The organism is Brevibacillus sp. TJ4 (assembly GCF_044627595.2).
Taxonomy (GTDB): domain Bacteria; phylum Bacillota; class Bacilli; order Brevibacillales; family Brevibacillaceae; genus Brevibacillus.
The window spans coordinates 2,059,689-2,083,149 of sequence record NZ_CP185865.1; the positions used below are offsets into that span (position 1 = coordinate 2,059,689).

The window sequence follows — 23,461 nt, forward strand, 5'->3', positions numbered from 1 at the left end:
TCTTTCTGATACGCACACACGCTTCTTTCACACACGAACTGTTATACGAGAGGATGAAATCTGTGAAAATTGCCCCAGTTTCCGAAGCGGACCGCATTCGTCAGTTGGACATCATCCGCGGGTTCGCCTTGTTTGGCATTTTGCTGGTGAACATGCCGTCTTACTTGCATCCGGCATTGTTTACGACCGTGGCTGGCTTGCCCGTGGACCATACGCCGCTTGATGAATGGATTCGCTTGTTGTTTGACATGTTTGTCCAGACCAAGTTTTACACGATCTTTTCATTCCTGTTTGGAGTCGGCTTTTATGTGTTTATGAGCAGGGCGGAGCAAAAAGGCTTGCCGATGAACCAGTTGTTCTTGCGGCGGCTTATGGTGCTGCTGCTGATCGGAATGTTGCACATGTTCCTGCTCTGGTACGGAGACATTTTGCATACATACGCGATTGCCGGTTTTTTCCTGATGCTGTTTTACAAAAAGAAAAAAGCGACGGTGCATCGCTGGGCGTGGACGCTCTTGATCATCATGCAGACGTTGCTTGGACTTACCCTCTTGATCCCGGGAAGTCTGGCGGGTACCCGCTCGGCTCTCGCGCAACAGGCGATTGAGGTGTACAACAACGGGAGTTGGGGAGAGTGGATGCAATTCCGTTGGCTGCACGAGATTCCGTTTGTGATGGGAAATGAACTGTTCGCTTTGCTCTCTGTCATGCCGCTGTTGTTGTTTGGTTTCTCTGCTGCGCGAGAAGGGGTGTTTTCGCGGACGGCCGAGCACAGGGCAGCGATTTGGCGCGTCTGGCGCATTTCGCTGATTGCCAGCATTCCGCTCGTCGCGATGATCCCCCTGGTGAAATACGAAGTCGTCCGGTTTCCGGCAGCGCCGGAACTGGCGATCCAGGTGTTTGTCAACTGGAGCGGGCTTGCGCTGTGTGCGTTTTACATAACATCCCTGTTGCTGCTGTTGGCAAAGGAAAGCTGGCTCAACCGCTTGGCAGGCTTGGCCCTCGTCGGGAGGATGAGTCTCACCCAGTACCTGCTGCAAACGGTTCTCTTTGTCAGCATCACCAGACTCTTTTCGCTCTACGGCAGCGTCAGTCTGGTCTGGGGTGTGCTGAGCTGCATTGTCTTGTTTGGCTGTCAGGTCGCATTCAGTCGCTGGTGGCTGGAGCGCTACTCATACGGTCCGCTGGAATGGGTGTGGCGCTGCTGCACATACGCAGCAATCGTGCCGTTAAAAAGAGAATAGGAGCCGCCTTGTGGAAAGGGCAGCGAAGACGTCCGATGTGTTTCGGACGTCTTTTTTATTTCCCTCCTTGGGTGGCAAACCGAAAAGGAGGTTTTATGAGATGCGTCACAGCTCGTCTGTGGGCAGACAATGAGTACGACAGGCAGGTGTACCGCCAAAAACAATCGAGGGATTGACCAGACTGGATCGGACGAGTCAGCGGCATGCAGGATAAAAATTACCGATACAGGGCAAAATTTCCTTATTCTGAAATCCTGAAGGGAAAGTGAGGAAAGAGCCTGTGAGCCCCAATCCTCGTCTGTGGTGGAGAAGAACGACGCATAACATCGGTAAGGAAATTCAGCACCAACAGCCTGCATCAGGTCCTGTTACACCTTTATCCCCCGATTTAGCGGTAAATGAAGAGAAGCTGCGCACTATTTTTCGCAACTGTGCCGATGTTGTCTTCCGCGCTTTTTTGATTAACGGAACAGTGAACGCCCTGCTTATTTATATAGATGGGTTGACAGATGAAGCGGAGCTCGATCGCAACGTGCTGCACCCGTTAATGAGTATTGACCGGCCCGCCTCGGAACCTTCCTCTTCGATCAACGAGATGTTCGACAAGCGGGTGACAGTTTCCAAACGCGAAGAACTCTCTACTATCGAAGAGTGCGTCCATTCCGTGATGCAGGGGAACCAGATTTTATTGCGGGCACACGAGTCCAGGGCAATGTCTTTTGGCCTGTACAAGTTCGATAAACGCTCCATTGAAGATCCGATGGCCGAGGGAGCCGTCCGTGGCCCGCGTGAAGGGTTCATCGAGGTTCTCAACGTAAATACTTCCCTGATTCGGCGCATTATCAAGACTCCGAAGCTGAAAATGGAGCAGCTTACGATCGGCACATACACGAAGACATCCGTGCTGGTCGTCTATATCGAGGGCCTTGCCCATCAGGATTTGGTCACAGAGGCGAAAGCGCGGCTCTCGCGAATCGAGATTGACGGCGTACTGGAGAGCGGCTATCTGGAATCGTTTATCGAGGATAACCCGTCCTCGCCGTTTCCACAAATTTTGAGTACAGAGCGGCCGGACGTCGTGTGCAGCAGTTTGCTGGAGGGACGGATCGCGATTATGACGGAGGGAACGCCTTTTGTGCTGATCGCTCCGGTGACGCTCGTCTCATTTTTGCAAGCGAGCGAAGATTACTACCAGCGATCGGCCGTAATGACGTTGCTCCGCTGGTTGCGCTATCTGTTTGCCGCTTCGTCTGTCGTGCTGCCTTCGTTGTACATCGCTTTGATTACGTATCACCAGGAAATGGTGCCGACTTCGCTTTTGGTCAGCATGGCTACCTCGCGTGAATCGGTTCCGTTTCCGGCGCTGGTCGAGGCGCTCTTGATGGAAATTACATTCGAAGCATTGCGGGAAGCCGGGCTGCGCTTGCCCAAGCAGATCGGTCCGGCGGTGAGCATCGTCGGCGGTTTGGTCATTGGACAATCCGCTGTCCAGGCTGGCATCGTCTCGGCGCCAATGATTATTGTCGTATCGATTACCGGGATCGCCTCGTTTATGATTCCCCGCTATGTATTTGGCCTGGGGACGCGATTGCTGCGCTTTCCGATGATGCTGTTGGCGGGTACGCTCGGGCTGCTCGGCATCGTGCTGGGAATCATCGCGACGGTTGTTCATCTCTGCAGCCTGCGTTCTTTCGGGGTACCTTACTTGTCTCCGCTAGCTCCGCTGGGCTCATCGGAACTAAAAGATGTGCTGATCCGCAGCCATTGGTGGAATATGCGCACTCGCCCGTACCTGACTGGCAAACCGAACCTGTTCCGGGAAGCCCCTGACCTAAAACCGAGCCCGGACAAAGGTGGGGAGTCTCCATGAGATGGGGGATCATGCTGGGAAAGACGGTGGTTGTCGTACTGATCTTTTTGTTCGAATGGCCAAAAATCAAGTCACAGTCTAAAAAGGACAAGCGTGCATTTCTCACCCTGCTAGGTATCGGATGGGTGCTCTTTTTATTCGACCTGCCGAATATTCCAGGACCGACAACCTTGCTCGACACCATTTTCAAGCCAATTACCAGCATGATGAGATAACCGGGGAAGGGGAGGTGTGAGATGCTGGAAAAGGGAAGGATTTCTTCCTCGCAGTTGGGGGTGATGATGTTTCTGACCATGATCGCGACGGTTGTACTGACCGTTCCGAGTTTGACGGGGAAATACGCTGGCAATGACATGTGGCTCTCCCCGATCTGGGCATCGGGAACAGGGTTTCTCACCTTGTTCATCATGGTTGGCTTGCATCGCATCTTCCCCGGAATGAGCATCATTCAATATGTGGAGCAGATTACAGGTGTACTTATAGGGAAAGGGATCGGAATCCTCTATGTCTGTTTCCTGATCCATACGACAGGGATCGTCGTCAGGACCTATTCGGAATTTATCGTGAACGCTTTTTTGGATCGGACGCCGATTGTAGTCGTAACCGGCAGCATGCTGTTGTTGACAGGGTATGCGGTTATTTGTGGGCTGGAGACGATCTCGAGGTTGGCTCAATTTTTCCTGCCCTTGTTTTTGTTTCCCCTCTTGTTTTTTCCTTTGCTGGGCAAGGATATGGAATTTGGCAATATCTTCCCGATCTTAAATGATGGGCTGATTCCGTCGATCAAAGGAGCTATCGTGCCCCAGGCATGGTACAGTGAGATTTTTTTGGTCAATTTTCTGCTGCCTTTTCTCGCAGACCCGGACAAGGCTTTGCGCGCCTGTGTTTTTTCAATCATCGGGATGATCCTCGATCTGATCCTTTGCTGCTTGGTGGTTCTGTTTATTTTTGGTCGCCAGGTAACCGATCTGATCTATCCCGTCATGTATGCGTTTGGCTATATTCGCATCGCGGACTTTTTGGAGAACCTGGAATCGCTGGCGATGATGCTCTGGGTCGTAGGCGCATTTGTAAAGATTGCCGTCTTTCATTATGTCAGCATCCTGTCTATTAGCCAGTGGCTGCGCCTGTCTTCGTATCGCTCTGTCGTTTGGCCGATCACATTGTTTATCGGGCTGTGCAGCATGTGGGCGATACCTAACCAGCAGGAGCTGCTGTACTATACCGGCACTACTTTCCCGATCCTTAGTCTGATTGTCCATGTGTTGCTCCCGTCGCTGTTGTTCGGCCTTGCCTGGTTGCGGTTCAGGAGCAGGAAGGGAACGCCTGCTGCCGCTGGCCATCAGAACAGACGGTTCGGGAGAGAGGGGTGAGAACATGAGAAACGAAAGGATCTCTCAACAACAGTTCGCACAAATGGTCTATCCAACTATGGTTACAACTGCGATTCTGTTTGGTCCGCCAGTCATGGCCAGCTATGCAGGAAATGATTTGTGGCTTTCGCCGATTTGGGGAGGGATCGTCGGCTTACTCACCTTGTCTGTGATGTTATCGCTAAGCCGGTATTACCCCCGGCAGACGTTTGCCCAGTACATCCAGCAGATTATTGGCAGGATTCCGGGGAAAATACTGGGCCTTGTATACTTGCTCCTGCAGGTTCAACTCAATGGCTGGATTGTGCGGGATTACACCGATTTTATTTCGATGTTTCTCGTTCAAACGCCGTCAGTCGTGATCAGCTCTACGCTGATCTTTGTTTGTGCGATGGCAGTCTACGCAGGGTTGGAAGCGCTTGCCCGATCCGCCCAGTTTTTCTTTTTGCTTTGTGTCATTCCCCTCGTCATCACGATTATTCTCGTAATTAAAGATTTGCAGCCTGGCAATCTCATGCCGGTTTTGGCCAAAGGGGTTTTACCTTCGATCCAGGGGGCAGTTTATCCCGCAGCCTGGTTTAGCGAGATTTTTTTTCTGTTCACCTTTTTCCCTTTCCTCAAAAACAAAAAAAGTACAGGAAGCGTCGTGCGAAAAACTCTTGTCGCGGGCATCGTGACGATGATTGTCGTAAATGTCGTCACTTTGATGATTGTGGGCAACAACATCGCTAACTTGCTGTACCCGATGATTGACACGGCGAAGTACATCAGCATCGCAGATTTTCTTGAAAATCTGGAGTCTGGCATTATGGCGGTCTGGGTCATGGGGGTGTTTGTAAAATTGTCCGCCCTCTACTATGTGTTGGCTCTTTCTACAGCATCCGTGTTCGGACTGCATAGCCTGCGCACGGTCGTCGCACCGTTGGGGTTGCTGATCCTCGTGTTCAGTCAGTGGGGATTTCCCAATTTCGCAGCCATTTCCGAGATGAGGGTAGCGATTTGCTTTACTCTGCTCGTATTTACGCTCTTCATCCCGTTCTGCCTGTTGATGATTGCCCGTTTTCTCAGACAAAATCGCAGAAACGGGGTTAGTGCGCCATGAAGGGCAGGGCAGTCTGCACGTTTTTGCTTTGCGCTGCATTTTTATTGAACGGTTGCTGGGATCGCACCGAATTGAACGACTTGGCAATCGCGACGGCGATTGCCATCGATCAGGCAGGTGGGGACCGGATCAAACTAACGGCACAATTGCTGGTGACCAAAGGATTCAGTGGCGGGCAAGGGGAAGGTACGGGAGAGATCAAAACATCTACCATCATGCGCTCGAGCGAAGGGCTCAATCTCTCTGACGCGTTGTCCAGGCTGCAGACAAGAGTACCCCGCGAGATATTTTGGGGACATACGAGGGTGTACGTAATCGGGGAAGAGGTGGCAAAAAAAGGAATTTCTGGCCACATCGAATATTTGATTCGCCATCCAAAACCGAGGTTGCAAGGGGTTGTGTACATCTCCAGGGGGGAGGCCGCAGCCGCTCTTGCCATGCCGCATGAGCTCATCGAACGATCGACAGGCGAGACGTTGCGGGAGTTGATGAGCAGGAACTTTGAACTGGATACGACCCTTGTTGATGTGCGCAACATGCTGCGCTCCGAACGGACAGGGATGGTCATTCCGTATCTGGAGCCCGGCGAGTCATGGCGGCGGGAAGATCCCCGTAAAGAAAAGCCTTTTACGCGTGGTTTGGCGATTATGAAGAAGGACAAGATGATCGGCAGCTTGAGTGCAGAGGAATCCCGGGGGATCATTTGGTTATTGAACAAGATCGCGATTGCAACGATTACAGTCCAGCCTGAAGATGGTTCCGGATACATCTCGTACATGCCGATCCGGCATACTATACGTTTCCAGCCGGATATCCGAAAGGGCAAGACAGAGATGATCGTCCACATCGAAATGAACGGACAATTGAAAGAAAACACGACGTCCCTGGACCCTTCCAAGCGAGATGATGTCGCGGTCATGGAGAGAAAAATCAAGCAAGCAATCGAAAAGGATCTGCACCGAACCATGAACAAGCTGCAAAAACAATGGAAGCTGGACGTGGTCGGATTTGATGAAAGTTACTATGAAAAGGCGCCGGATACGTGGAAACAGCAGAAAGCGCAATGGAGCCAAATCTTTTCCCAGATGCAGGTTCGGTATCGGATAAAGGTGACGCTTGATCATCCTGGTTTAATCAAGCGAGCTGCTACGGGAAAGCCGGAGGATGTGAACAAGCCGTGAAAAGCTGGGCAGTCTATCGACCTTTGACTTTGCTTGTATGCTGCTGCCTGCTCCTCACAGGATGCTGGGATCGGGTGGAGGTCAATGATTTGGCGATCGTATCAGGTATGGCTATCGATCTGGATAAAAATCAGCAAATCACCGTGTCAGTTCAGGTATTGTCGCCCCGTTCCATGGGCGCGAGAGGAGGAAGCGGAGGAGGCAGTACGAAAGTGGCCTTTGTGCGTTCCGCAAAAGGGATCACGATTTCTGACGCTTTGTCGCAAATTCAAAAAAAGTTGTCACGTCAAATTTTTTTGGGTCATTGTTGGGTTTTCATCTTTGGTGAAAAAATGGCGGAGGCCGGCATAACCGACATGATCGATTTCTTTTCCCGGCACCCGGAGACGCGCAACCGCGCCCAGTTGTTTGTAAGCAAGGGAGAAGCGTTTCGCCTGCTGCAGTTGGTTCCCCCCCTGGAGAGACACGCGCCGGATGTTCTGCGGGATTTGGCCAAGCAAAATGTCGGACCATCCGTTACGCTGGTAGACGTGACGCAAATGATGCGGGGGGAAGCAAAAACCGTTATCATGCCTATGATGGCGATATTGCCGCTACAGGGGGATACGAAAAAAAACGAGACGGTTCCCTACTTTGTGGGCTCGGCTATCTTTGACCACGGAAAAATGGTAGGGCAACTGTCCAGCAAGATTACGCGCGGGGTAATGTGGCTGCGAAACGAGATATCGCGATCTACTGTGACGGTAAAAGTACAAGGCGTAAAGGGGTATATCTCGGTAGCGCCGATTCGGGAAAAAGCCGAATTGGAGCCGCGGATTGAAAACGGCAAATGGACTATGAAAATTAAAATTGAAGCGGTAGGGAACGTGCTGGAGAACGGGACCAATCTCGATTTGAGCAGTCGCAAATGGATCGCTGCGGTCCAGCGTGCTATGCGGGAGGAGGTTGAAAACAGAATCAAGATGTCACTGGAAGTGCTGCAAAAAAAAATGAATGTGGATGTCGTCGGTTTTGCCAGGAGGTTCAATCAGAAGTATCCGGATGAATTCGCCAAAGTCAAGGACAATTGGAAAGAAATGTTCCCGGAGATCGAACTCGATCTGGAGGTAAAATCGTTTATCCGCCGGGCAGGCATGACGGGTGAGCCTTCGGGCTTGCCGGAAACGGAAGTAGATGAATAACGGGTGGCCAGGCCGTATTTTCCCATGTGCGGCCTGGTTGACCATCACTGTGGGAAGCGGTAGTATGAGAAGGATGTTTTTAATTCATGCAATGTCCGAAAAATGGGAAAATACGGATGGTGAAAAATGAGCAGAAAAGAGCGTATCGCCGAGCTGGAGCTGGTACGAGCCTTCGGGTTTCTGGCGGTCGTCTACCAGCATGTGCTCGGTGTGTACATGCAGGCGCCAAACATCGACGAGCAGACTGCGGTTGCTTATGGAATGTTGTTCCATTTGTTGAAATTTGCCGTCCCTGCCTTTATTTTCATTACGGGTTTTGTCTTGTTTTACAACTACTACGAGAAGATTCCCTATCTTTCTTTTATGCAAAAAAGAGGGAAGGAAATTCTTTTGCCTTATTTGCTATGGTCGGCGATCTACTTTTTACTGGCTCCCCGTTTGGATGGCGAAAATAGCCTGATCTGGAATGTAGCAAAAATTGTGGGCACGGGAAGTGCATCGTATCATCTGTGGTTTGTCGTGATGATCTTCCAGTTTTACTTGTTCTATCCGCTCTGGCAGCGGCTGTTTCGCTTTTTGCGCAGGCACTCCGGCACAGTTGGCAAATTTGTCATCGTGGCAGGGCTTACAGCAGGCGGGTACGCGCTGTTGATGTGGTTTTCGGCGCGCTATATCCCCGCTCAAGGCTTCCGCTTTGACCAGGCCTGGCTGGATGCCTATCTGATCAAATACCGGGATCGCAACGCGCTCTACTACTTTTTCTACTTCCTGATGGGAGGGGTCGGCGCGATCAGCTTGCCGCTGTTTCGCGCGAAGGTGAAGCAGCACTGGCTATCGATCACAGGCTTGTTTCTGTTGCTGTACGCCTACATCGGGTACGAGCTGTTCCGGGATTCGGGCGATGGGCTGATCAATCTCAATGTCGCTACGTCTCTCAAGCCTTCGATGTTTGTGTATACGGTTTTTCAGCTTTTGCTCGTCTATCTCGTGGCTCTATTGCTTTCCGCAAGACCGAACCGCTTGACAGCATGGCTGACGGAATTCGGCAAACATTCGTTCGGGGCGTATCTCGTCCATGCGCTGGTGCTGACGTACGTGATGAAGGGCTTGCGTTCCGTGGAGCTGTTCCACACGGGAATCATGGGCAGCTTTGTTGCCTTTGTACTGTGTTCTCTCATTTCCTTTGGCGTCTCGTATGGCATTAGCAAAATACCGTTTGGCTATCTGCTGGTGGGGTCGGCGCCGAAGAAGCAGAAGAGAGCGATTCCTGTTGCCGACAATGTACGAAAAGAAGCGATGTAAATGAAACCGGGGCTATCCTGCGTCAGAAGACGTTTGGATAGCCCCGGATTGTTTTGCTGTCGTTTATTTCGCCTGTTCCAGATCCTTTACGCCGCTGTAGATCAAGGAGAACAGCTCATCAATATCGGATTCCTCGATGCAGGAGAAAGCGATGCGCAGATCGGTGTCGCCCAGTGCGATTGTACCGACGCCATACTTTTCCAAAAGATGTGAGCGCAAGGTGTCGGCATCGACGGTTTTCAGCTTCAGGCACATAAAGTAACCGGAGTTGAACGGATAGTAGCTCCAGGCGTCATCGTACTTTCCGCTGTCCAGAATCGCCTTCACGCGGTTGGCGCGTCGTTTCATAATCTCGAACTTTTCTGCTTTTTGCTGGGCAAACTCGTCAGAAGTAAGAGCATGCAGGACGAAGGTTTGCGATGGATGCGGTCCGCTGGAAATTGTCGAGCGGATGATCCCCAGTGTTTTTTGTTCCAGTGCGCCAAGCAAATCGGCAGAGCCGCCGCCGTACGTGATGAAGCCGACACGGAAGCCCCAGACGTACTCTTCCTTGGTAGCGCCGTCGACCTTGATCGGCAGAATACGGGGGTGCAGCTCGCTCAAGTTGGCGAACAGGGATTCTTTCAGTGAATCTTCAAAGAACAGACCAAAATAGGCGTCATCCGTCACTACGACAATATTGATGCCAGCTTCCGCACCTGCGAGGAGAGCTTCTACGATCTCTTTTCCTTCCTCTGCTCCAGGCGTGTAGCCGGTCGGGTTGTTGGGGAAGTTGAGCACGACGATCGCTTTTCCTTTGCCCTGTTGCGCCAAAATGGCCTCTTTCAGCCCGGCTGCGTTGAACGTCATTTTTTCGTTGTAAAGCGGATAGTAGACCATTTCTGCACCACGGCGAACCGAGAAGGTCAGCTCGTAGTTTTCCCAGTTTTTGTCGGGGACGATAACACTGTCCCCTTGATCGGCGAACAGATCAGCAACTACGCTCAACCCGTGGGTCAAAGCATTGGTGACAATCGGGTTGCCGAAGGATTTGGAAGCGAGACCTGGCTGTTCCTCGATCATTTTTTTGCGCCATGCGCTTCGCAGCTCAGGTTTTCCGGCTGGCGGCGCGTACTCGTACAAATCTTTCGGATTATAGGCAGAAAGCGTATCCTGGATGACCTTCAGGTGCATCGGCTGTCCGTCTTCCAACGCGATGCCGATCGTTGCGTTGTATTTTTTGGCTTTTGCCTTTGCTTCAGCGGATTGGCTGAGAATGCCTTCTTTGGGGAAGTAGATAAGTCTGCCGATATGCGACAGCATGTGGAACACGTGCGGATTTTCCCGCTGAATTGTTTGGTTCAGTTGTGAAGCCAGTGAATGCATGATAGCCTCCCTCTTTTGTTTTCCATCAGACAAATGGGTTTGTGAAAGTGAATGAGCGACTTCATTATCAGAAATCAAATGTTTACAGTCGCGTAATCCTGTACACAATCATTCTTACACGTTAAAGATAGCGTATCTATACGCATTTGTCATCCGGCGGCGAAGGATTTTTCTCGAATCGGGCACAGGTAGTATTCGTTCCTCGGTGCGGTATGTAAAAAAACCATGCTCCTGATGGAAGCATGGTTTTTGTCCCGTTCTTATCCAGCAAATGTTTGGACCCAGTAGCCATTTACATAGCCAACGCCGATTTTGGTGAAGGAACCATTCAAAATGTTCTGGCGGTGACCCGGGCTATTCATCCATTGTGTCATAACTTCTTCCGGGCTGCGTTGCCCCATGGCAATGTTTTCTCCTGCTGTTTGGTAGGAGATGCCAAATTGTTTCATCATGTCAAATGGAGAGCCGTACGTCGGGCTGGTGTGGCTGAAGTAGTTGTTTTGCGCCATGTCATTTGCCTTGGCAGTCGCCACTTTATTCAGCGCTTCATCCATTTGCAGCGGAGCCAGACCTGCTTTTGCACGTTCCTGGTTTACCAGGTCAGCGACTTGCTTGGTGAAGGAGGCTGCATCCCCTTGTTGTCCAGTAGCCGGTTGTGTCTGTGCTGGTGCCGGCTGGGTTTGAGCTGGTGCCGGAGCTGGAACAACTTGTTGTTGCTGCGGCGGTGCTGCCGGTTTTGGCTGAACCGGAACGTACTGGTTCATTTGCCCGCCATATTGAGGGAAGTAGTTTCCGTTCATCGTGTACGGAATCCACTGTTTGAAATTGCTATATTGTTTCAGGGAAGCAAATGGAGCTCCTGCTGTCATGTTCTTTGCCTGTGGCGGGCACCAGGATGCTGCCGATGCAGTGCCAGTCAAGCTGGTCAATCCCAATCCCAAGCCCATGACCATCGCGATGCTTATATTGCGAATGCGTTTCATGTTCATACTGTTATCGTCTCCTTTTTTTTGCCTACGAGGTTAGTTGTCGGATTCGGGTTGAGGAAACACCCCTACGCCAATGGCGATTCACCCCATGCGAAGCAAGTCCTTCGCAAAAAAAAAATCCCCCGCACTCTCCGTTCCCGGAAAGTTTCGGCTGGTTTGTTTGGCATGTACAAGAATAACAGACGATCGCATGGGAAAACTACCTGTAATTATTGGCAGCCTATGTAAAACTATCAGGAAGAAGGCAAAGAAAAGAGAGAGTATGGGGGGTGAGCATACTCTCTCTTTATCAATTACATGTCCGCACCGGTTACAAGCAGATGTCGATATCCAGAGGCGAGAATTGGCTGTTCAAGACAGTGTAGCCATTCAGAACGCCACCGCCGAGGGCGGTACGTCCGTAGGTCGTAATTTGTACGTTTTCGCTGCCGGGATCTTCTACAGTGAGTCGGATTTCATAGTGGTTTGCAGAGGGGACTGCTGCGTTGAACGTGACGCGCGTATTGCCAGGGACGACTTGAGTGACATCGACGAGAGTAGATACCGGATTGGTCTGCGTAACCGTGTTGCCCCAGTCCAGAACCTGCATGCGGATGACTACTTCCTCGAGGTTTTGGTTGACGACGTCGATGTGGGCATCGATCGTCACAGCCTGGTTGTTTTGCAAGAGACCACTGCTTCGCACAGTAGCATTTTCTTCACGGCGAGAACGCACGCGTCGTGTCCCTCTTTCAAGACTATTATTTTCGCGGTCTGTCATATGCTTCACTCCTTTCTTTTCTATCTGGCGGGACAATACTACTTTATTGATATTTCCATTTTTTTGTAACGGCTAACGGTGGAGGACGAGCAACCATTTCTTGAACAAACCCCTCATTTGTACGTTTTTTCTTGTTGGACAAGGCTTAGACGCAATTCCTGCTAGACTTGCATAAAGCCCCCCTCTTATGGAAAACATTCACACGACAGCATTTTTTACTACGAAAGGGAAGGGAAGAGAAATGGACGACAACAAGAACGGCACTGTGGAAGACAAAAACACCCTGACCAACCGACAGGGGCACCCGATTACCGATAACCAGAATTTGCGAACGGTGGGCAATCGTGGTCCGACGGTATTGGAAAACTACGATTTTCTCGAAAAAATCACACACTTTGACCGTGAAAGAATTCCAGAACGCGTCGTACATGCCAGAGGCGCGGGAGCCCACGGCTATTTCGAAGCGTACGGAAAAGCAGGGGATGAGCCGATCTCCAAATATACGCGGGCCAAGCTGTTCCAGGAAGCAGGCAAAAGAACCCCTGTATTCGTACGTTTTTCAACGGTTATTCACGGGATCCACTCCCCGGAAACACTGCGCGACCCACGCGGCTTTGCTGTCAAGTTTTATACGGAAGATGGAAACTGGGACCTCGTCGGAAACAATCTGAAAGTCTTTTTTATCCGCGATGCAATGAAATTTCCCGATCTGGTGCACGCCTTCAAACCGGACCCGGTCACCAACATCCAAAGCGTGGAGCGAATTTTTGACTTTATCAGCAACACGCCGGAAGCGACCAATATGATTACGTATCTCTTCTCTCCGTGGGGCATCCCTGCCAACTACCGGCAGATGCAAGGATCGGGCGTAAATACGTACAAATGGGTCAACGACAAGGGAGAGGCGGTCCTGGTCAAATACCACTTCGAGCCCTTGCAAGGAATCAAAAACTTGACGCAAGCAGAAGCGGATGAAATTCAGGCGAAAAACTTCAATCATGCCACGCAAGATTTGTACGAAGCGATTGAACGGGGCGAGTATCCGGAGTGGGAGATGTGCGTCCAGATTATGAGTGACGACGATCATCCCGAGCTTGATTTTGATCCGCTCGACCCGACGAAGATCTGGCCAGTGGATCAGTTCCCGTTTTTGCCGATCGGGAAAATGGTCCTGAACAAAAACCCGGAAAACTATTTCGCAGAAGTCGAACAGGCTGCATTCGGTACAGGGGTACTCGTCGACGGACTCGATTTCTCCGACGACAAGCTCTTGCAGGGCAGGACGTTTTCCTACTCCGACACACAGCGTTACCGCGTAGGCGCCAACTACCTACAGCTTCCCGTCAATGCGCCGAAAAAACATGTGGCAACCAATCTGGAAGGCGGACAAATGCTCTACAAGGTAGACCGCAAGCAACGGCATATCAACTACGAGCCGTCGACATTGGGCGGCCTGGATGAAGCGAACCAGCAGGCGAAGGATTACGAACCGTACGTCGAGGGCAAAGTCGTGCGGCAAAAAATCGATCGCACCAACGATTTCAAACAGCCTGGCGAGCGCTATCGGATGATGGAGGACTGGGAGAGAGAAGATCTGATCAGCAACCTGGTAGCGGCTCTCAGCCAGTGCGACAAGCGGATCGTAGACAAAATGGTTGAATACTTCACCAAGGCAGATGAGGATTACGGGCGTCGTGTGAGAGAAGGGGTCGAGAAGGCAGGAACGAGAGGCGGCACCAGCCGATTGAGCGGACCGATGGGCGAGCCCGACGCAGGCAAAGCCGTGAAGCAGGCGGAGCAACAAGGACACAAGGCAGACCCGTATTGATCGGTTGGGAAATAGGTAAAAGGAGCGGCTGCACAAAAGGAGCCGCTCCTTTCTATATTAACGAAGAAAGTTTCCAGCCTATTGCTTCGATCGGACTGCCACTCGTTCCAGGCGTGTTCCCAGACGGCTGAGCCATTCATTGGCGATCGTCCCGGCGGCTGCAGCCATTTGTTCCGCGGAAATGACTTCCGTGCCGTCCTGCCCGATGATCGTGCTGACATCTCCAGCCCGCGTCTCCGGAATCTCCGTCACATCGACCATCATCTGATCCATGCAGATCATACCGATGACCGGGGCGCGCTTGCCGTGGATCAGCACGGCTGCCTGCGAGCCTGACAAGCTGCGGGGAATTCCGTCTGCATAGCCGATTGCCAGCACTGCAATGCGTGTCGGACGCGTCGCCGTAAACGCCCGTCCATATCCAAGCGAATCACCTGGGGCAAGCTCTTTTACGGCGGCGACTCTGGCTTTCAACGAGAGGACGGGGCGAAGGTCGACGGAGCGCCTTGTCTGCTCATCCGGTCTGCTGAGCAAGCCGTACAAGGCGATGCCCATGCGCGCGAAATCAAAACTGCCTTCTGAATCGTTCAGCACGCCGTAGCTGCTGTGAACATGAACCTTCCCCGGCTCGAAGCCCATGCGCTTGATTTGCTCCACGCTCCACTGAAAACGCCTGATTTGTTCGTCTGTATATGCGCGATCGTCAGCCTGAAGGCTGTCCGACACCGCCAGATGGGTGTAGATGCCCTCTACCGACAGGTTCGGGGAGGAGTAGATGGCGCGGATGGCGGAAAGGTTGTCGTACGGTTCCCCGAGTCGCCGCATTCCCGTGTCGATTTTCACATGCACGCGAATCGTTTTGCCCAAACCGCTGATCGCATGGGCGTAGTCGGCATCGAGTACGGTCTGGATCAGCCGATGCCGGATCAGGCGAAAAATCTCGTCGGGATGCGTATAGCCGAGGACGAGGATGTCTCCTTTTATCCCCTGGCGACGCAATCGAATTCCTTCCGACAGGCTTGCCACGGCAAACGCGCGAACCCCCAATCGGTTCAACTCGTTTGCGATAATGGCGTCTCCATGGCCGTATGCGTTTGCTTTGACGACTGCCATGACCTCGCATGTACTCGGCAGAAGCTGTCTGATCGCGTGCAGATTGTGACCCAGATGATCGAGGTTGAGCTCAATCCAGGCGCGTCCGGTAGCAGTTCGTTCCGGTTTTTTCTTTCGCACGAAGAGCCGCACAAGCAGAACGGAGCAAAAGACAGAGAGTGCGACGACTGCCAAATAGTGAGCGAGGCTGTTTTCGATCAGCAGCCATTCAAGACCTGCGACTTTGGCGAAGCCCCTGACCAGGATGATGCAGAGCGGATGAAGGATGTAAACCGCCATCGCGATTGTGCGCCATTGCCGGTTGCTTGCGCCTTTGCAGGTGAGCAGCGCGTGAAACAGAAAAACCATGACAGGCACTAGCATCAGGTACATGCTGTCATGCCGCTGAAGATCGAGATGATGCAAGGTCAGACCTTCCGCGAGCAACAAGACCGAAGACAGCGCGAGCCCGGTGAGCGCCGTTTTTCGTTGCATCTGCTTCTTTTTTCCCGCGATCATTCCGCCGAGCAGCAGGTAGAGCGGGGCAAAGAACAAGCCGTTTCGCGTATAGTCAAAAAACTGGAACAATACAGCGTACAACCCTTGCAAGACCGGGAGTTGCTCGACAAGCCCGTAATAACTGTCGCCTAACAGCCCGATGACGTAAAGAAGTGCAGTGATGGCCAATGCTGTCTGCATCGTAAACGCTCGGAGCAGGATGTAGACGATCCATGCGCCGAGCATGACCGCCGGCAGGTACCAGAGATGGTAGAGAGTACCGTCGAACACAATATCTTTGAGCAAGGCAAGCGGCATGTCCGGTTCGGCAAAATACCCTTTGTACACGAGGACCGGGAGATACAACAGCATGGCGACGAGATACAGCTTGGTCGTCTTGAGGAGAAACTTGCGCAACGAGTCTCCGCCTGCCAGCATGCTCGTGACGAGGAAAAAGCCGGTCGCCATGAAGAAAAACGGGACTCCGACACGGGCGATGATCCGCGTCAAAATAAAATCGGCAGTCGGATCATAGGAGAGCAGTGGAGAGGTGTGATTGGCTACGATCAACACAGCAGCGAGCAAACGAAACCAATCGATCCCCCCGTACTGTCCTCGTTGCTTTAGGGAGTAGCTGTCCATACCGTTACCACCAGTCCGTCCCGATTGTTGCCGGAAATCTGCCACGTGCTGTCGTCGGGCAGATCAATCGTCGCCGTGTTGCCATCTGCTAGAGGAACGTAGTAGATACACGCCAATCCGTTATTCGTCTCGACGAAGAGGTGCTCGCCGTACCGGGTGTACGCTTTCACATAATCCGTATACTCCTCCAGGGTGAGCCCGCGCTCCTGGATGATCTGCGCATGGGGGACTCCGACATAGCGAAAATGCCACGGTTCCCAGCCGATGCCGGTAATTGCTTCCTTGCCTTCGGGATAGCGCTCGATAAATCCGTATGCGGCTGCCTGCTCCCGAAACGCCTGACAAATTCCCGTATACGGAAAGTCGGGACGGATAAAATCGATCTGAGGCCTGTTTTCCCCCAGATCGATCGCTAGCCCGGTCTGGTGTTCGCTGCAATTGGGCAATGCCACATAAGTTTGCGTAAAAGCGAGACCGTTGTCGCGGATCGAGTCCGCGTAAATCTGCTGCTGCTCTTGCAGACTGCGGTATCCGCTGACGGCGACGATCTGCTGCTCGGATTGCAGGTGTGCAAACAGACGACAGAGCGCGGTCCTGGCCCGAATATTTAGCAAGACGGCTGGCTGCTGGCGCTCGTCCACTGCAACCAGCTCCTGTTCAAAGGAGACGTGCGGGTGTATCGGATGCTGCTTGTTGACCAAAATCAAATCTCCGCGGTAGATGGCATCTCGCTCACAGATGATCGTCTTCACGGTGTCACCGCCGTTCCGATCAGGTGATCGAGAATTTCCCCAAACGAAAGACCGATCCCTTTCATCATCGTCGGGAAGCGGCTGTGCGCAGTAAAGCCCGGTATCGTGTTGACTTCGTTGAACACGATGTCGCCAGCAGGTGTAAAAAAGAAGTCAACCCGTGCCAAGCCGCTACATTCCAAAGCGCGATAGACGGTAACGGCAGCGTCTTTGACGCGTTGCGCATCGGCTTTGCCGAGTCTGGCGGGCATATGAATCTTCGAACTTTGCAGCGTGTACTTTTCAGTGTAGTCAAAAAAGCCTCGGGACAACTCGACTTCATCCACTTCTCCGACGACGAGCGACTCCGTTCCCATGATCGCGCATCCCACCTCAAAACCGTCCACCGCTTGCTCGACGATCACTTTCTGGTCGTACTCAAAAGCGTTCAGGACTGCCTCGCGCAAAGCATCTTCCTGCATGACCTTGGTGATGCCAAACGAGGACCCGGCACGCGCAGGTTTGACAAACAGCGGGTAGGAGAGAGATGCCGCTTGCTGCATGTTCTCTTCAAAACGGGAATCGTTGCGGATGACAAAAGAGGCTGGAATCTGGATTCCCGCTGCTTCGACCAGCTTGTGCGCCATATCCTTGTCCATGCACAAAGCAGAAGCAAGCGTGGTGCAGCCAATGATCGGGATGCCGGCCAGTTCGAGCAATCCCTGAACGGTTCCATCCTCGCCGTTTTTGCCGTGCAAGAGGGGGAAGGCAGCGTCAAGGCGGATCGTCATTGTGCTTTTTTGTGAAAACGCAACGATTCCCCGTGTCTGCCTGTCCGGGGATATGACCGCACGGATGAGACCTGGGTCGGCGCTCCAGGAATCGTCTGCAATATTTGCCGGGCTTCCGTCATACAAAAACCATTCGCCGCTCCGGGTGATGCCGAGCGGGAAAAGCTCGTAGCGCTCCATATCGATATGCTGCATCACGGCAGCGGCGGATTGCAGGGAAACCTCGTATTCGCTGGAACATCCCCCGAACAACAGGGCGATTTTTTTCTTCGTCATTTTTTCGCTTCCTTTCAAGAGCAATCTGGCCTGTCTGTCACGGCCATTTTCAGTGTACCGGTTTCGGCCAAACTGTTTTTTAATTTGCTCTTAGTAAAGTCTTGCGAAACTCTTACAAATTTCTTAAGGCATTGCTTTGCCCGATTTTCCCGTAGATCTGCAAGGCGTCTGCGATATGCAAAGGCTCGGATTGGGGAGTGCCGGGGGCACCGGTCGTCACGAGAATGTACTCCTTGCCCGCGATGCTCGCCAGGCTCGCCAGACATAGTCCAGCTTGATCCGTATAGCCGGTTTTTCCTCCGAGAATGACCCCGTCCGGTACTTCCGCAGAGCTCATTTTGGCAAACATCGAACTGAAAAAGGTAATTCCCTCCGGCTGCCGCTTGCTCGGCGCAGTCGAATGCCGGACAGTGGTGAACACCTCGCGGAACAGATCGTTTTGCAAGGCGTACTGCAGCATAATAGCGAGGTCTTCGGGCGTGGAGTAATGGTCCGGGTCATGCAACCCGGTCGTGTTGGCAAAATGCGTTCCCTGCATGCCGAGCTGTTCTGCCTTGCGATTCATCAACTGGACAAAATCCGCTTCCGAACCGGCAGCGGCGATCGCCAAAGCGACACTGCACTCCGCGCCGGAAGGAAGCAGGGCGCCGTAGAGCAAATCGATGGCAGCCACTTCGTCGCCCGGCAAAAATCCGGCCATCGAGGCATTCTCTCGGGACAAGTCTGCGAATATGTCTGCGGGAAGCAATACGGATCGGCTAACGTCCGGAATATGTTCAATGGCGATGATCGCCGCCATGATTTTCGTCAAGGAAGCGGGGTATACCTTGTCTTTGCTGTTTACGTCCAGCAGCACCTCCTGATCGTCCAGGCTGACCAAAATCGCGCTGTGGCTGTACAAGCTGCCGACAGGGATGACCGACGGGCTGGCGGCATGCCGGGAGGGTCCAGGGATGGGGGAGAGATGCTCGTGGACCTGCTCCTCTACCCATAGCCGAATATGATGGCCCGCAACAAAGCATCCGGCGAGCAGGACAAGCAGCAGCCAGCAGACAAGCGCGATTCTTCCGTACCTGTTTGTTCGTCGTCTTCTTTTCATATAAAAAACACAACTCCTTTCCCTTCTATTGAAATACAGGAGAGAGAGCTGTGTTTTGATTTTCTCTTAGCAAAATCTTAAGATTTTCTTTCATTCTCGGATCGAGCGTGTGCAGGAAGGACGACAGTGAAAACAGTACGTTCGTCATTGCTGTCGGCACTGATGCTGCCGCCGTGCGCATGCACAATCTCTTTGGCGATCGCCAACCCCAACCCGGCGCCGCCTGTATTGGTAGAGCGGGCCGTATCGAGGCGGTAAAACTTTTCAAAGATGCTGTCGAGCTTTTCGGCAGGAATCGCTTTTCCCCGGTTGGCAAAAGTCGTGACGATCGAATCGTCCTGCCGTTTGGCCGCGATTTCAATGGTGCTGTTTTCGTAGCTGTAGGCGATCGCGTTTTTCAGGATGTTGTTGAATACTCTGGCTAGCTTGCCTGCGTCGGCGTAGACCGTCAACTCTTCTTCCGTATGCACCACCGCCTGCTTGTTCTGGGGAGCGAGCTGCGGGTAAAACTCATCGGCGAGCTGCATCAGCATGAGCGGCAGATTGATCATCTCTTTTTCCAACACAATCGCTTGCAGGTTAAACCGGGTGATTTCAAAAAATTCGTCGATCAGCTGCTCCAGTCGGTATGCTTTGTCCAGAGTGATGGCTACGTATTTTGCTTTTTGCTCTGGTGGCATGTCCGGCGCCTCGTCCAGCAGGCTGAGGTAGCCGATCACAGAGGTGAGCGGGGTTTTGATGTCGTGGGCGAGGTAGACGACCAGATCATTTTTGCGCTTCTCTGCCTCCAGAGCATCCCTGGCCCGCTTTTGCAGCGTCTGTTTCACGGCATTGAGCTTCTTCTCCATCGATTCCATCTCAGGGGAGAGTACGATCTCTTCCGGTGATTCTTCGACGAGACGGTCAAGGCCGCGGCTGATTTCCGCAAAATAACGGGTCATACGGGACAGCGCCAGATAGATCAGCAGCAACAGGACGGCAAAGTAGCCGATCGCCAAATACAGTTGTTTGTTCTGGCGGAAAAAGGCGTTGTACAAATTATAGGCGGTGTCCCAATCCATTCGCAAAACGCGCAGGCAAAAGGTGATAAAGCTGTCGGCAAAGGTCGATTGCAGGACGCCGTCTATCAAAAACCGCACCATCAGCCAGCCAATCAGCAGCGCGAGTACAGCAGTCACAATTACGGTTACGACGAGTTTTCTTTTCCATGCTCGGAAATCATGCTTCAATTTTGTACCCCACTCCCCATACCGTTTTAATGTACTTTGGCTTTTCCGCAGAGTCGTTCATTTTTTCCCGCAGGTGCCGAATATGGACCATCACCGTATTGTTGCTGCTGGTGTAGTATTTCTCGCCCCAGACCGCCTGGAACAATTCTTCCTGGGTAACGACCCGTCCGCGGTTCGCACACAAGTACCAGAGGATCGCAAACTGGGTAGGGGTGAGGGAAATGGGTTTTTCATTGAGGAGGCATTCCCGTGTGTCCTGATTCAACAGCAGGCCGGAAAAGGAAATCACATTCTCTTCCTTGTCTGCGCCGTACAGGTTGTATCGCGTAAAGCGCCGAAGCTGTGCTTTTACCCGGGCGACCAGTTCGAGCGGCCGGAATGGCTTGGTGATATAGTCGTCAGCCCCGAGTGTCAGGCCGGTGATTTTGTCGATCTCTTCGTCCTTGGCAGTCAGCATGATGACGGGAAAATGGTGGTGTTCACGAATTCGTTGACAAATGGAAAATCCGTCCATGTCGGGAAGCATGACATCCAGAAGAGCGAGGTCGAGTTTTACGCTGTCGATGCAGTGCAAAGCGTCTTCGCCGCTGTAGCACGTATATACCGTAAAGCCCTCATTTTTCAAATAAAGCTGCACCAGGTCCGCAATCTCTTTTTCGTCGTCCACTACCAGAATGGTTGCCTGCATATGGCTGTACCTTCCTTCCTATGCAAAAACGTCACCATCATTGTACAGGATGCCGGGAAAGAAGGTCTTGGTTTTTCATCAGGAAAATTCTTAACAGAATATTAATTTTTCGTTCACATCAAACCAGTATCAAGGGAATTACACTCAAAGCAGGAGTATGTCGAATAATGTAGAATATTACCAATATCTAAAATAATAGAAGTCGGTTGTACTCTCCGATTATAGGCGGAACTAGAGAAGGGGATGGCGTGAATGGATACCAATCCAGATCGTGGGTATAACCGGTATGACCCAACAGACAAACCGCGCAATGAGGGGACGGCGATTGCTCCGGATGGGGACGATCGACGTATTGCGCTGGAAGGTTACCCGGAGATTCGACTGCATTTGCAAATGATTCGTTTGACAGAGGAGGATTTGCGTCTCATCTCCTTGATGCAGCCGTTCATTGCTGACAATCAGGATCAACTGGCGGATTCTTTCTACGAATGTATCCTGCAAACAGACAACTTGCGCGAGATTTTCAGCAAACACGTAGATATGGGGCATCTGCGTGCAGCGTTGTGCGATCATATCGTCGCCATGTTCGCAGGACGAATTGACGAAAGCTATATTGAAAGACGATTCAGAATTGCCGTGTTTCACCAAAAAGTCGGCGTACCGCCGAAATGGTACATAACATTGTACCAAAATTTGCTCACGATCCTCCTGTCCTTTGTCCATGAGATCAGTGATCGCTTGTCCGATGTGGAACGAATGAGGCAGGCAATCACGAAGCTGATCAGTTTTGAGCAGCAGCTTGGACTGGAAGCGTATGAGCAGAGAAGTCAAAACGAAGAGAGAAAGGCAAAAGCGGTCATAGGTGCTGCACGATGAGTTGACAGGCTTGCCCAACCGCAGAATGTTTTCCCAGGAGCTCCAGCGGGCGATTGCGCGTAATGCTGCTGGGGACAAGCACATTGCCGTGCTGATGCTAGATATTGATCGCTTTATAATTATCAACGATGCAGTGGGACATACATACGGAGATTTGTTCTTGCAAGAAATGGCCAGGCGGCTGAAGCAGTGCAAAGACGGCTTGCAGATCACTCTCGCGCGCATGGGTGGAGACGAGTTTGCGGTCATTTATGAACATGACGGAGAATGGACGGACACAATCCAGCTGGCGGAGCGCATGCTCAACGTATTCGAAAAGCCCTACCATGCGCTTGGTACCGATTTTTACGTCACGGCCAGCATCGGCATCGCCATCTACCCTCAGCACGGGGAGGAGGCGGAGCAGTTGCTGAAAAATGCGGACAAAGCGATGTACGCGGTAAAAAAGAACGGAAAAAACGGCTATCGCTTCTTTGCCTTCGACCAGGATGAACAGCTTCTTTTGCGAATCGAGCTGGAAAGCGATCTGCGCAAGGCTGTCAAACGCAACGAACTGGTACTGCATTACCAGCCCCAGTTCGATACGGAAACGAATACATTAATCGGTGTGGAGGCGCTCGTCCGTTGGAATCATCCGACTCGTGGGCAGATACCGCCCGGGGTGTTTATCCCGATCGCGGAGGAGACCGGGTTGATCGATGAGATCGGGACGTGGACGCTGCGCGAGGCATGCCGCCAAATGAAAGAATGGCACATGTCCGGCGGGCCGCTCATTCCCGTGGCAGTGAACCTGTCCTCCGACCAGTTTCATCAGGCCAATCTCGTTGCCTACATTCGCCAAATCCTCAACGAAACTGGCCTGGACCCAGCGTACTTGCAGTTGGAAATTACGGAGAGCATCATGGCAGATGCCAAGGAATCGACGGATATTTTGCGGCAGCTGGAGAGGTTGGGAATCAAGATCAGCCTGGACGATTTCGGCACAGGGTACAGCTCGCTGTCCTACCTGCGGCAGTTCCCGATTCACAAACTCAAGATCGACCGTTCCTTTATCTCGGACATCACCGAAAACGAATGCGACCAGGCGATTGTCTCGACGATCATTGCGATGGCTCGCCAACTGAAGCTGGAAGTGATTGCCGAAGGGATCGAGACAAAAGGTCAACTCGACTTCCTGGTCAAAAACAGATGCAAGGAAATACAGGGCTTTTACTTTAGTCGGCCATTGCCTGCTGAAGAGGTTGCCCAAGCCTTTATTATGGGTAAATAAGCAAGGATGCATGGGGTTTCGACATTTTTGTAGATTTTTTAAAAATTATATGGCTAATTATGTTGAAAACAAAC

Annotated in this window: 20 protein-coding genes and 1 riboswitch; of the genes, 11 read left to right on the plus strand and 9 right to left on the minus strand. The window is 52.1% G+C overall.

The window, feature by feature from the left end; all coding sequences use genetic code 11:
* Positions 1 to 62 precede the first annotated feature (62 nt).
* The 8 genes from ACAF76_RS10085 to ACAF76_RS10120 all read left to right on the plus strand — a co-directional run bounded on the left by ACAF76_RS10085 (position 63) and on the right by ACAF76_RS10120 (position 9,253).
* On the plus strand, positions 63 to 1,244 hold the full coding sequence (locus tag ACAF76_RS10085) for a DUF418 domain-containing protein (protein WP_421617802.1): 1,182 nt from the start codon (positions 63 to 65) through the stop codon (positions 1,242 to 1,244).
* Positions 1,245 to 1,524: 280 nt separating this feature from the next.
* Positions 1,525 to 3,114: a spore germination protein gene (locus tag ACAF76_RS10090; protein ID WP_421617803.1), complete on the plus strand. Its 1,590-nt coding sequence runs from the start codon at positions 1,525 to 1,527 to the stop codon at positions 3,112 to 3,114.
* Positions 3,111 to 3,329: a hypothetical protein gene (locus tag ACAF76_RS10095; RefSeq protein ID WP_421617804.1), complete on the plus strand. Its 219-nt coding sequence runs from the start codon at positions 3,111 to 3,113 to the stop codon at positions 3,327 to 3,329. The genes ACAF76_RS10090 and ACAF76_RS10095 overlap by 4 nt, the downstream gene beginning before the upstream one ends.
* 21 nt (positions 3,330 to 3,350) lie before the next feature.
* On the plus strand, positions 3,351 to 4,487 hold the full coding sequence (locus ACAF76_RS10100; protein WP_421617805.1) for a GerAB/ArcD/ProY family transporter: 1,137 nt from the start codon (positions 3,351 to 3,353) through the stop codon (positions 4,485 to 4,487).
* Between the two features lie 4 nt (positions 4,488 to 4,491).
* On the plus strand, positions 4,492 to 5,589 hold the full coding sequence (locus ACAF76_RS10105; protein WP_421617806.1) for a GerAB/ArcD/ProY family transporter: 1,098 nt from the start codon (positions 4,492 to 4,494) through the stop codon (positions 5,587 to 5,589).
* Positions 5,586 to 6,770 (plus strand): Ger(x)C family spore germination protein, encoded by a 1,185-nt coding sequence (locus tag ACAF76_RS10110; RefSeq protein ID WP_421617807.1) that lies wholly within the window; start codon positions 5,586 to 5,588, stop codon positions 6,768 to 6,770. Before ACAF76_RS10105 ends, ACAF76_RS10110 begins: the two co-directional genes overlap by 4 nt.
* The gene (locus ACAF76_RS10115; protein WP_421617808.1) at positions 6,767 to 7,951 is read left to right on the plus strand and encodes a Ger(x)C family spore germination protein; all 1,185 of its coding nucleotides are present in this window, start codon (positions 6,767 to 6,769) and stop codon (positions 7,949 to 7,951) included. Before ACAF76_RS10110 ends, ACAF76_RS10115 begins: the two co-directional genes overlap by 4 nt.
* A gap of 126 nt (positions 7,952 to 8,077) precedes the next feature.
* Entirely contained in the window at positions 8,078 to 9,253 is a 1,176-nt protein-coding gene (locus tag ACAF76_RS10120) for an acyltransferase (protein ID WP_421617809.1), read from the plus strand.
* Positions 9,254 to 9,316: 63 nt separating this feature from the next.
* Here ACAF76_RS10120 and ACAF76_RS10125 read toward each other — a convergent pair whose 3' ends face one another.
* From ACAF76_RS10125 to ACAF76_RS10135, 3 genes are all read right to left on the minus strand, one after another.
* A complete protein-coding gene (locus ACAF76_RS10125; protein ID WP_421617810.1) occupies positions 9,317 to 10,618 on the minus strand; it encodes an aminotransferase class I/II-fold pyridoxal phosphate-dependent enzyme in 1,302 nt (433 codons plus the stop codon).
* Positions 10,619 to 10,878: 260 nt separating this feature from the next.
* Positions 10,879 to 11,601: a CAP domain-containing protein gene (locus ACAF76_RS10130; protein WP_421617911.1), complete on the minus strand. Its 723-nt coding sequence runs from the start codon at positions 11,599 to 11,601 to the stop codon at positions 10,879 to 10,881.
* Between the two features lie 13 nt (positions 11,602 to 11,614).
* Positions 11,615 to 11,770: riboswitch (cyclic di-AMP (ydaO/yuaA leader) on the minus strand.
* A gap of 147 nt (positions 11,771 to 11,917) precedes the next feature.
* Complete coding sequence (locus ACAF76_RS10135) at positions 11,918 to 12,322, minus strand: hypothetical protein (protein WP_421617811.1); 405 nt, start codon at positions 12,320 to 12,322, stop codon at positions 11,918 to 11,920.
* A gap of 286 nt (positions 12,323 to 12,608) precedes the next feature.
* Here ACAF76_RS10135 and ACAF76_RS10140 point away from each other — a divergent pair, with 286 nt between their 5' ends.
* On the plus strand, positions 12,609 to 14,195 hold the full coding sequence (locus tag ACAF76_RS10140; RefSeq protein WP_421617812.1) for a catalase: 1,587 nt from the start codon (positions 12,609 to 12,611) through the stop codon (positions 14,193 to 14,195).
* A 78-nt stretch (positions 14,196 to 14,273) separates the two neighbouring features.
* Here the strand turns inward: ACAF76_RS10140 and vanT are convergent, their stop codons facing one another.
* From vanT to vanR, 6 genes are all read right to left on the minus strand, one after another.
* On the minus strand, positions 14,274 to 16,427 hold the full coding sequence (gene vanT, locus ACAF76_RS10145) for a serine racemase VanT catalytic subunit (RefSeq protein WP_421617813.1): 2,154 nt from the start codon (positions 16,425 to 16,427) through the stop codon (positions 14,274 to 14,276).
* Positions 16,409 to 17,179: a M15 family metallopeptidase gene (locus ACAF76_RS10150; protein ID WP_421617814.1), complete on the minus strand. Its 771-nt coding sequence runs from the start codon at positions 17,177 to 17,179 to the stop codon at positions 16,409 to 16,411. The genes vanT and ACAF76_RS10150 overlap by 19 nt, the downstream gene beginning before the upstream one ends.
* Positions 17,176 to 18,225 carry a D-alanine--D-serine ligase VanG gene (gene vanG / locus ACAF76_RS10155; RefSeq protein ID WP_421617815.1) on the minus strand — a complete coding sequence of 350 codons (1,050 nt, stop codon included), beginning with the start codon at positions 18,223 to 18,225 and terminating at the stop codon, positions 17,176 to 17,178. Before vanG ends, ACAF76_RS10150 begins: the two co-directional genes overlap by 4 nt.
* A 112-nt stretch (positions 18,226 to 18,337) precedes the next feature.
* Positions 18,338 to 19,324, minus strand: a complete 987-nt coding sequence (locus ACAF76_RS10160; RefSeq protein ID WP_421617817.1) for a D-alanyl-D-alanine carboxypeptidase family protein — start codon at positions 19,322 to 19,324, stop codon at positions 18,338 to 18,340.
* A gap of 77 nt (positions 19,325 to 19,401) precedes the next feature.
* Complete coding sequence (gene vanS / locus ACAF76_RS10165) at positions 19,402 to 20,553, minus strand: vancomycin resistance histidine kinase VanS (protein WP_421617818.1); 1,152 nt, start codon at positions 20,551 to 20,553, stop codon at positions 19,402 to 19,404.
* Complete coding sequence (gene vanR / locus ACAF76_RS10170) at positions 20,543 to 21,241, minus strand: VanR-ABDEGLN family response regulator transcription factor (protein WP_421617820.1); 699 nt, start codon at positions 21,239 to 21,241, stop codon at positions 20,543 to 20,545. Before vanR ends, vanS begins: the two co-directional genes overlap by 11 nt.
* A gap of 252 nt (positions 21,242 to 21,493) precedes the next feature.
* Between vanR and ACAF76_RS10175 the strand changes: the two genes are divergently transcribed.
* Together ACAF76_RS10175 and ACAF76_RS10180 are read left to right on the plus strand one after the other, a co-directional pair.
* Positions 21,494 to 22,117, plus strand: a complete 624-nt coding sequence (locus ACAF76_RS10175; RefSeq protein ID WP_421617821.1) for a protoglobin domain-containing protein — start codon at positions 21,494 to 21,496, stop codon at positions 22,115 to 22,117.
* Positions 22,104 to 23,387, plus strand: coding sequence for a putative bifunctional diguanylate cyclase/phosphodiesterase (locus ACAF76_RS10180; RefSeq protein ID WP_421617822.1), 1,284 nt, complete (start codon positions 22,104 to 22,106; stop codon positions 23,385 to 23,387). Before ACAF76_RS10175 ends, ACAF76_RS10180 begins: the two co-directional genes overlap by 14 nt.
* Positions 23,388 to 23,461 lie beyond the last annotated feature (74 nt).

Coding starts and splice junctions, on each gene's coding strand:
- ACAF76_RS10095 (WP_421617804.1), top strand. CDS start 3,111: ATGAGATGGGGGATCATGCTGGGAAAGACGGTGGTTGTCGTACTGATC.
- ACAF76_RS10100 (WP_421617805.1), top strand. CDS start 3,351: ATGCTGGAAAAGGGAAGGATTTCTTCCTCGCAGTTGGGGGTGATGATG.
- ACAF76_RS10105 (WP_421617806.1), top strand. CDS start 4,492: ATGAGAAACGAAAGGATCTCTCAACAACAGTTCGCACAAATGGTCTAT.
- ACAF76_RS10110 (WP_421617807.1), top strand. CDS start 5,586: ATGAAGGGCAGGGCAGTCTGCACGTTTTTGCTTTGCGCTGCATTTTTA.
- ACAF76_RS10120 (WP_421617809.1), top strand. CDS start 8,078: ATGAGCAGAAAAGAGCGTATCGCCGAGCTGGAGCTGGTACGAGCCTTC.
- ACAF76_RS10125 (WP_421617810.1), bottom strand. CDS start 10,618: ATGCATTCACTGGCTTCACAACTGAACCAAACAATTCAGCGGGAAAAT.
- ACAF76_RS10130 (WP_421617911.1), bottom strand. CDS start 11,601: ATGAAACGCATTCGCAATATAAGCATCGCGATGGTCATGGGCTTGGGA.
- ACAF76_RS10140 (WP_421617812.1), top strand. CDS start 12,609: ATGGACGACAACAAGAACGGCACTGTGGAAGACAAAAACACCCTGACC.
- vanT (WP_421617813.1), bottom strand. CDS start 16,427: ATGGACAGCTACTCCCTAAAGCAACGAGGACAGTACGGGGGGATCGAT.
- vanG (WP_421617815.1), bottom strand. CDS start 18,225: ATGACGAAGAAAAAAATCGCCCTGTTGTTCGGGGGATGTTCCAGCGAA.
- ACAF76_RS10160 (WP_421617817.1), bottom strand. CDS start 19,324: ATGAAAAGAAGACGACGAACAAACAGGTACGGAAGAATCGCGCTTGTC.
- vanR (WP_421617820.1), bottom strand. CDS start 21,241: ATGCAGGCAACCATTCTGGTAGTGGACGACGAAAAAGAGATTGCGGAC.
- ACAF76_RS10175 (WP_421617821.1), top strand. CDS start 21,494: ATGGATACCAATCCAGATCGTGGGTATAACCGGTATGACCCAACAGAC.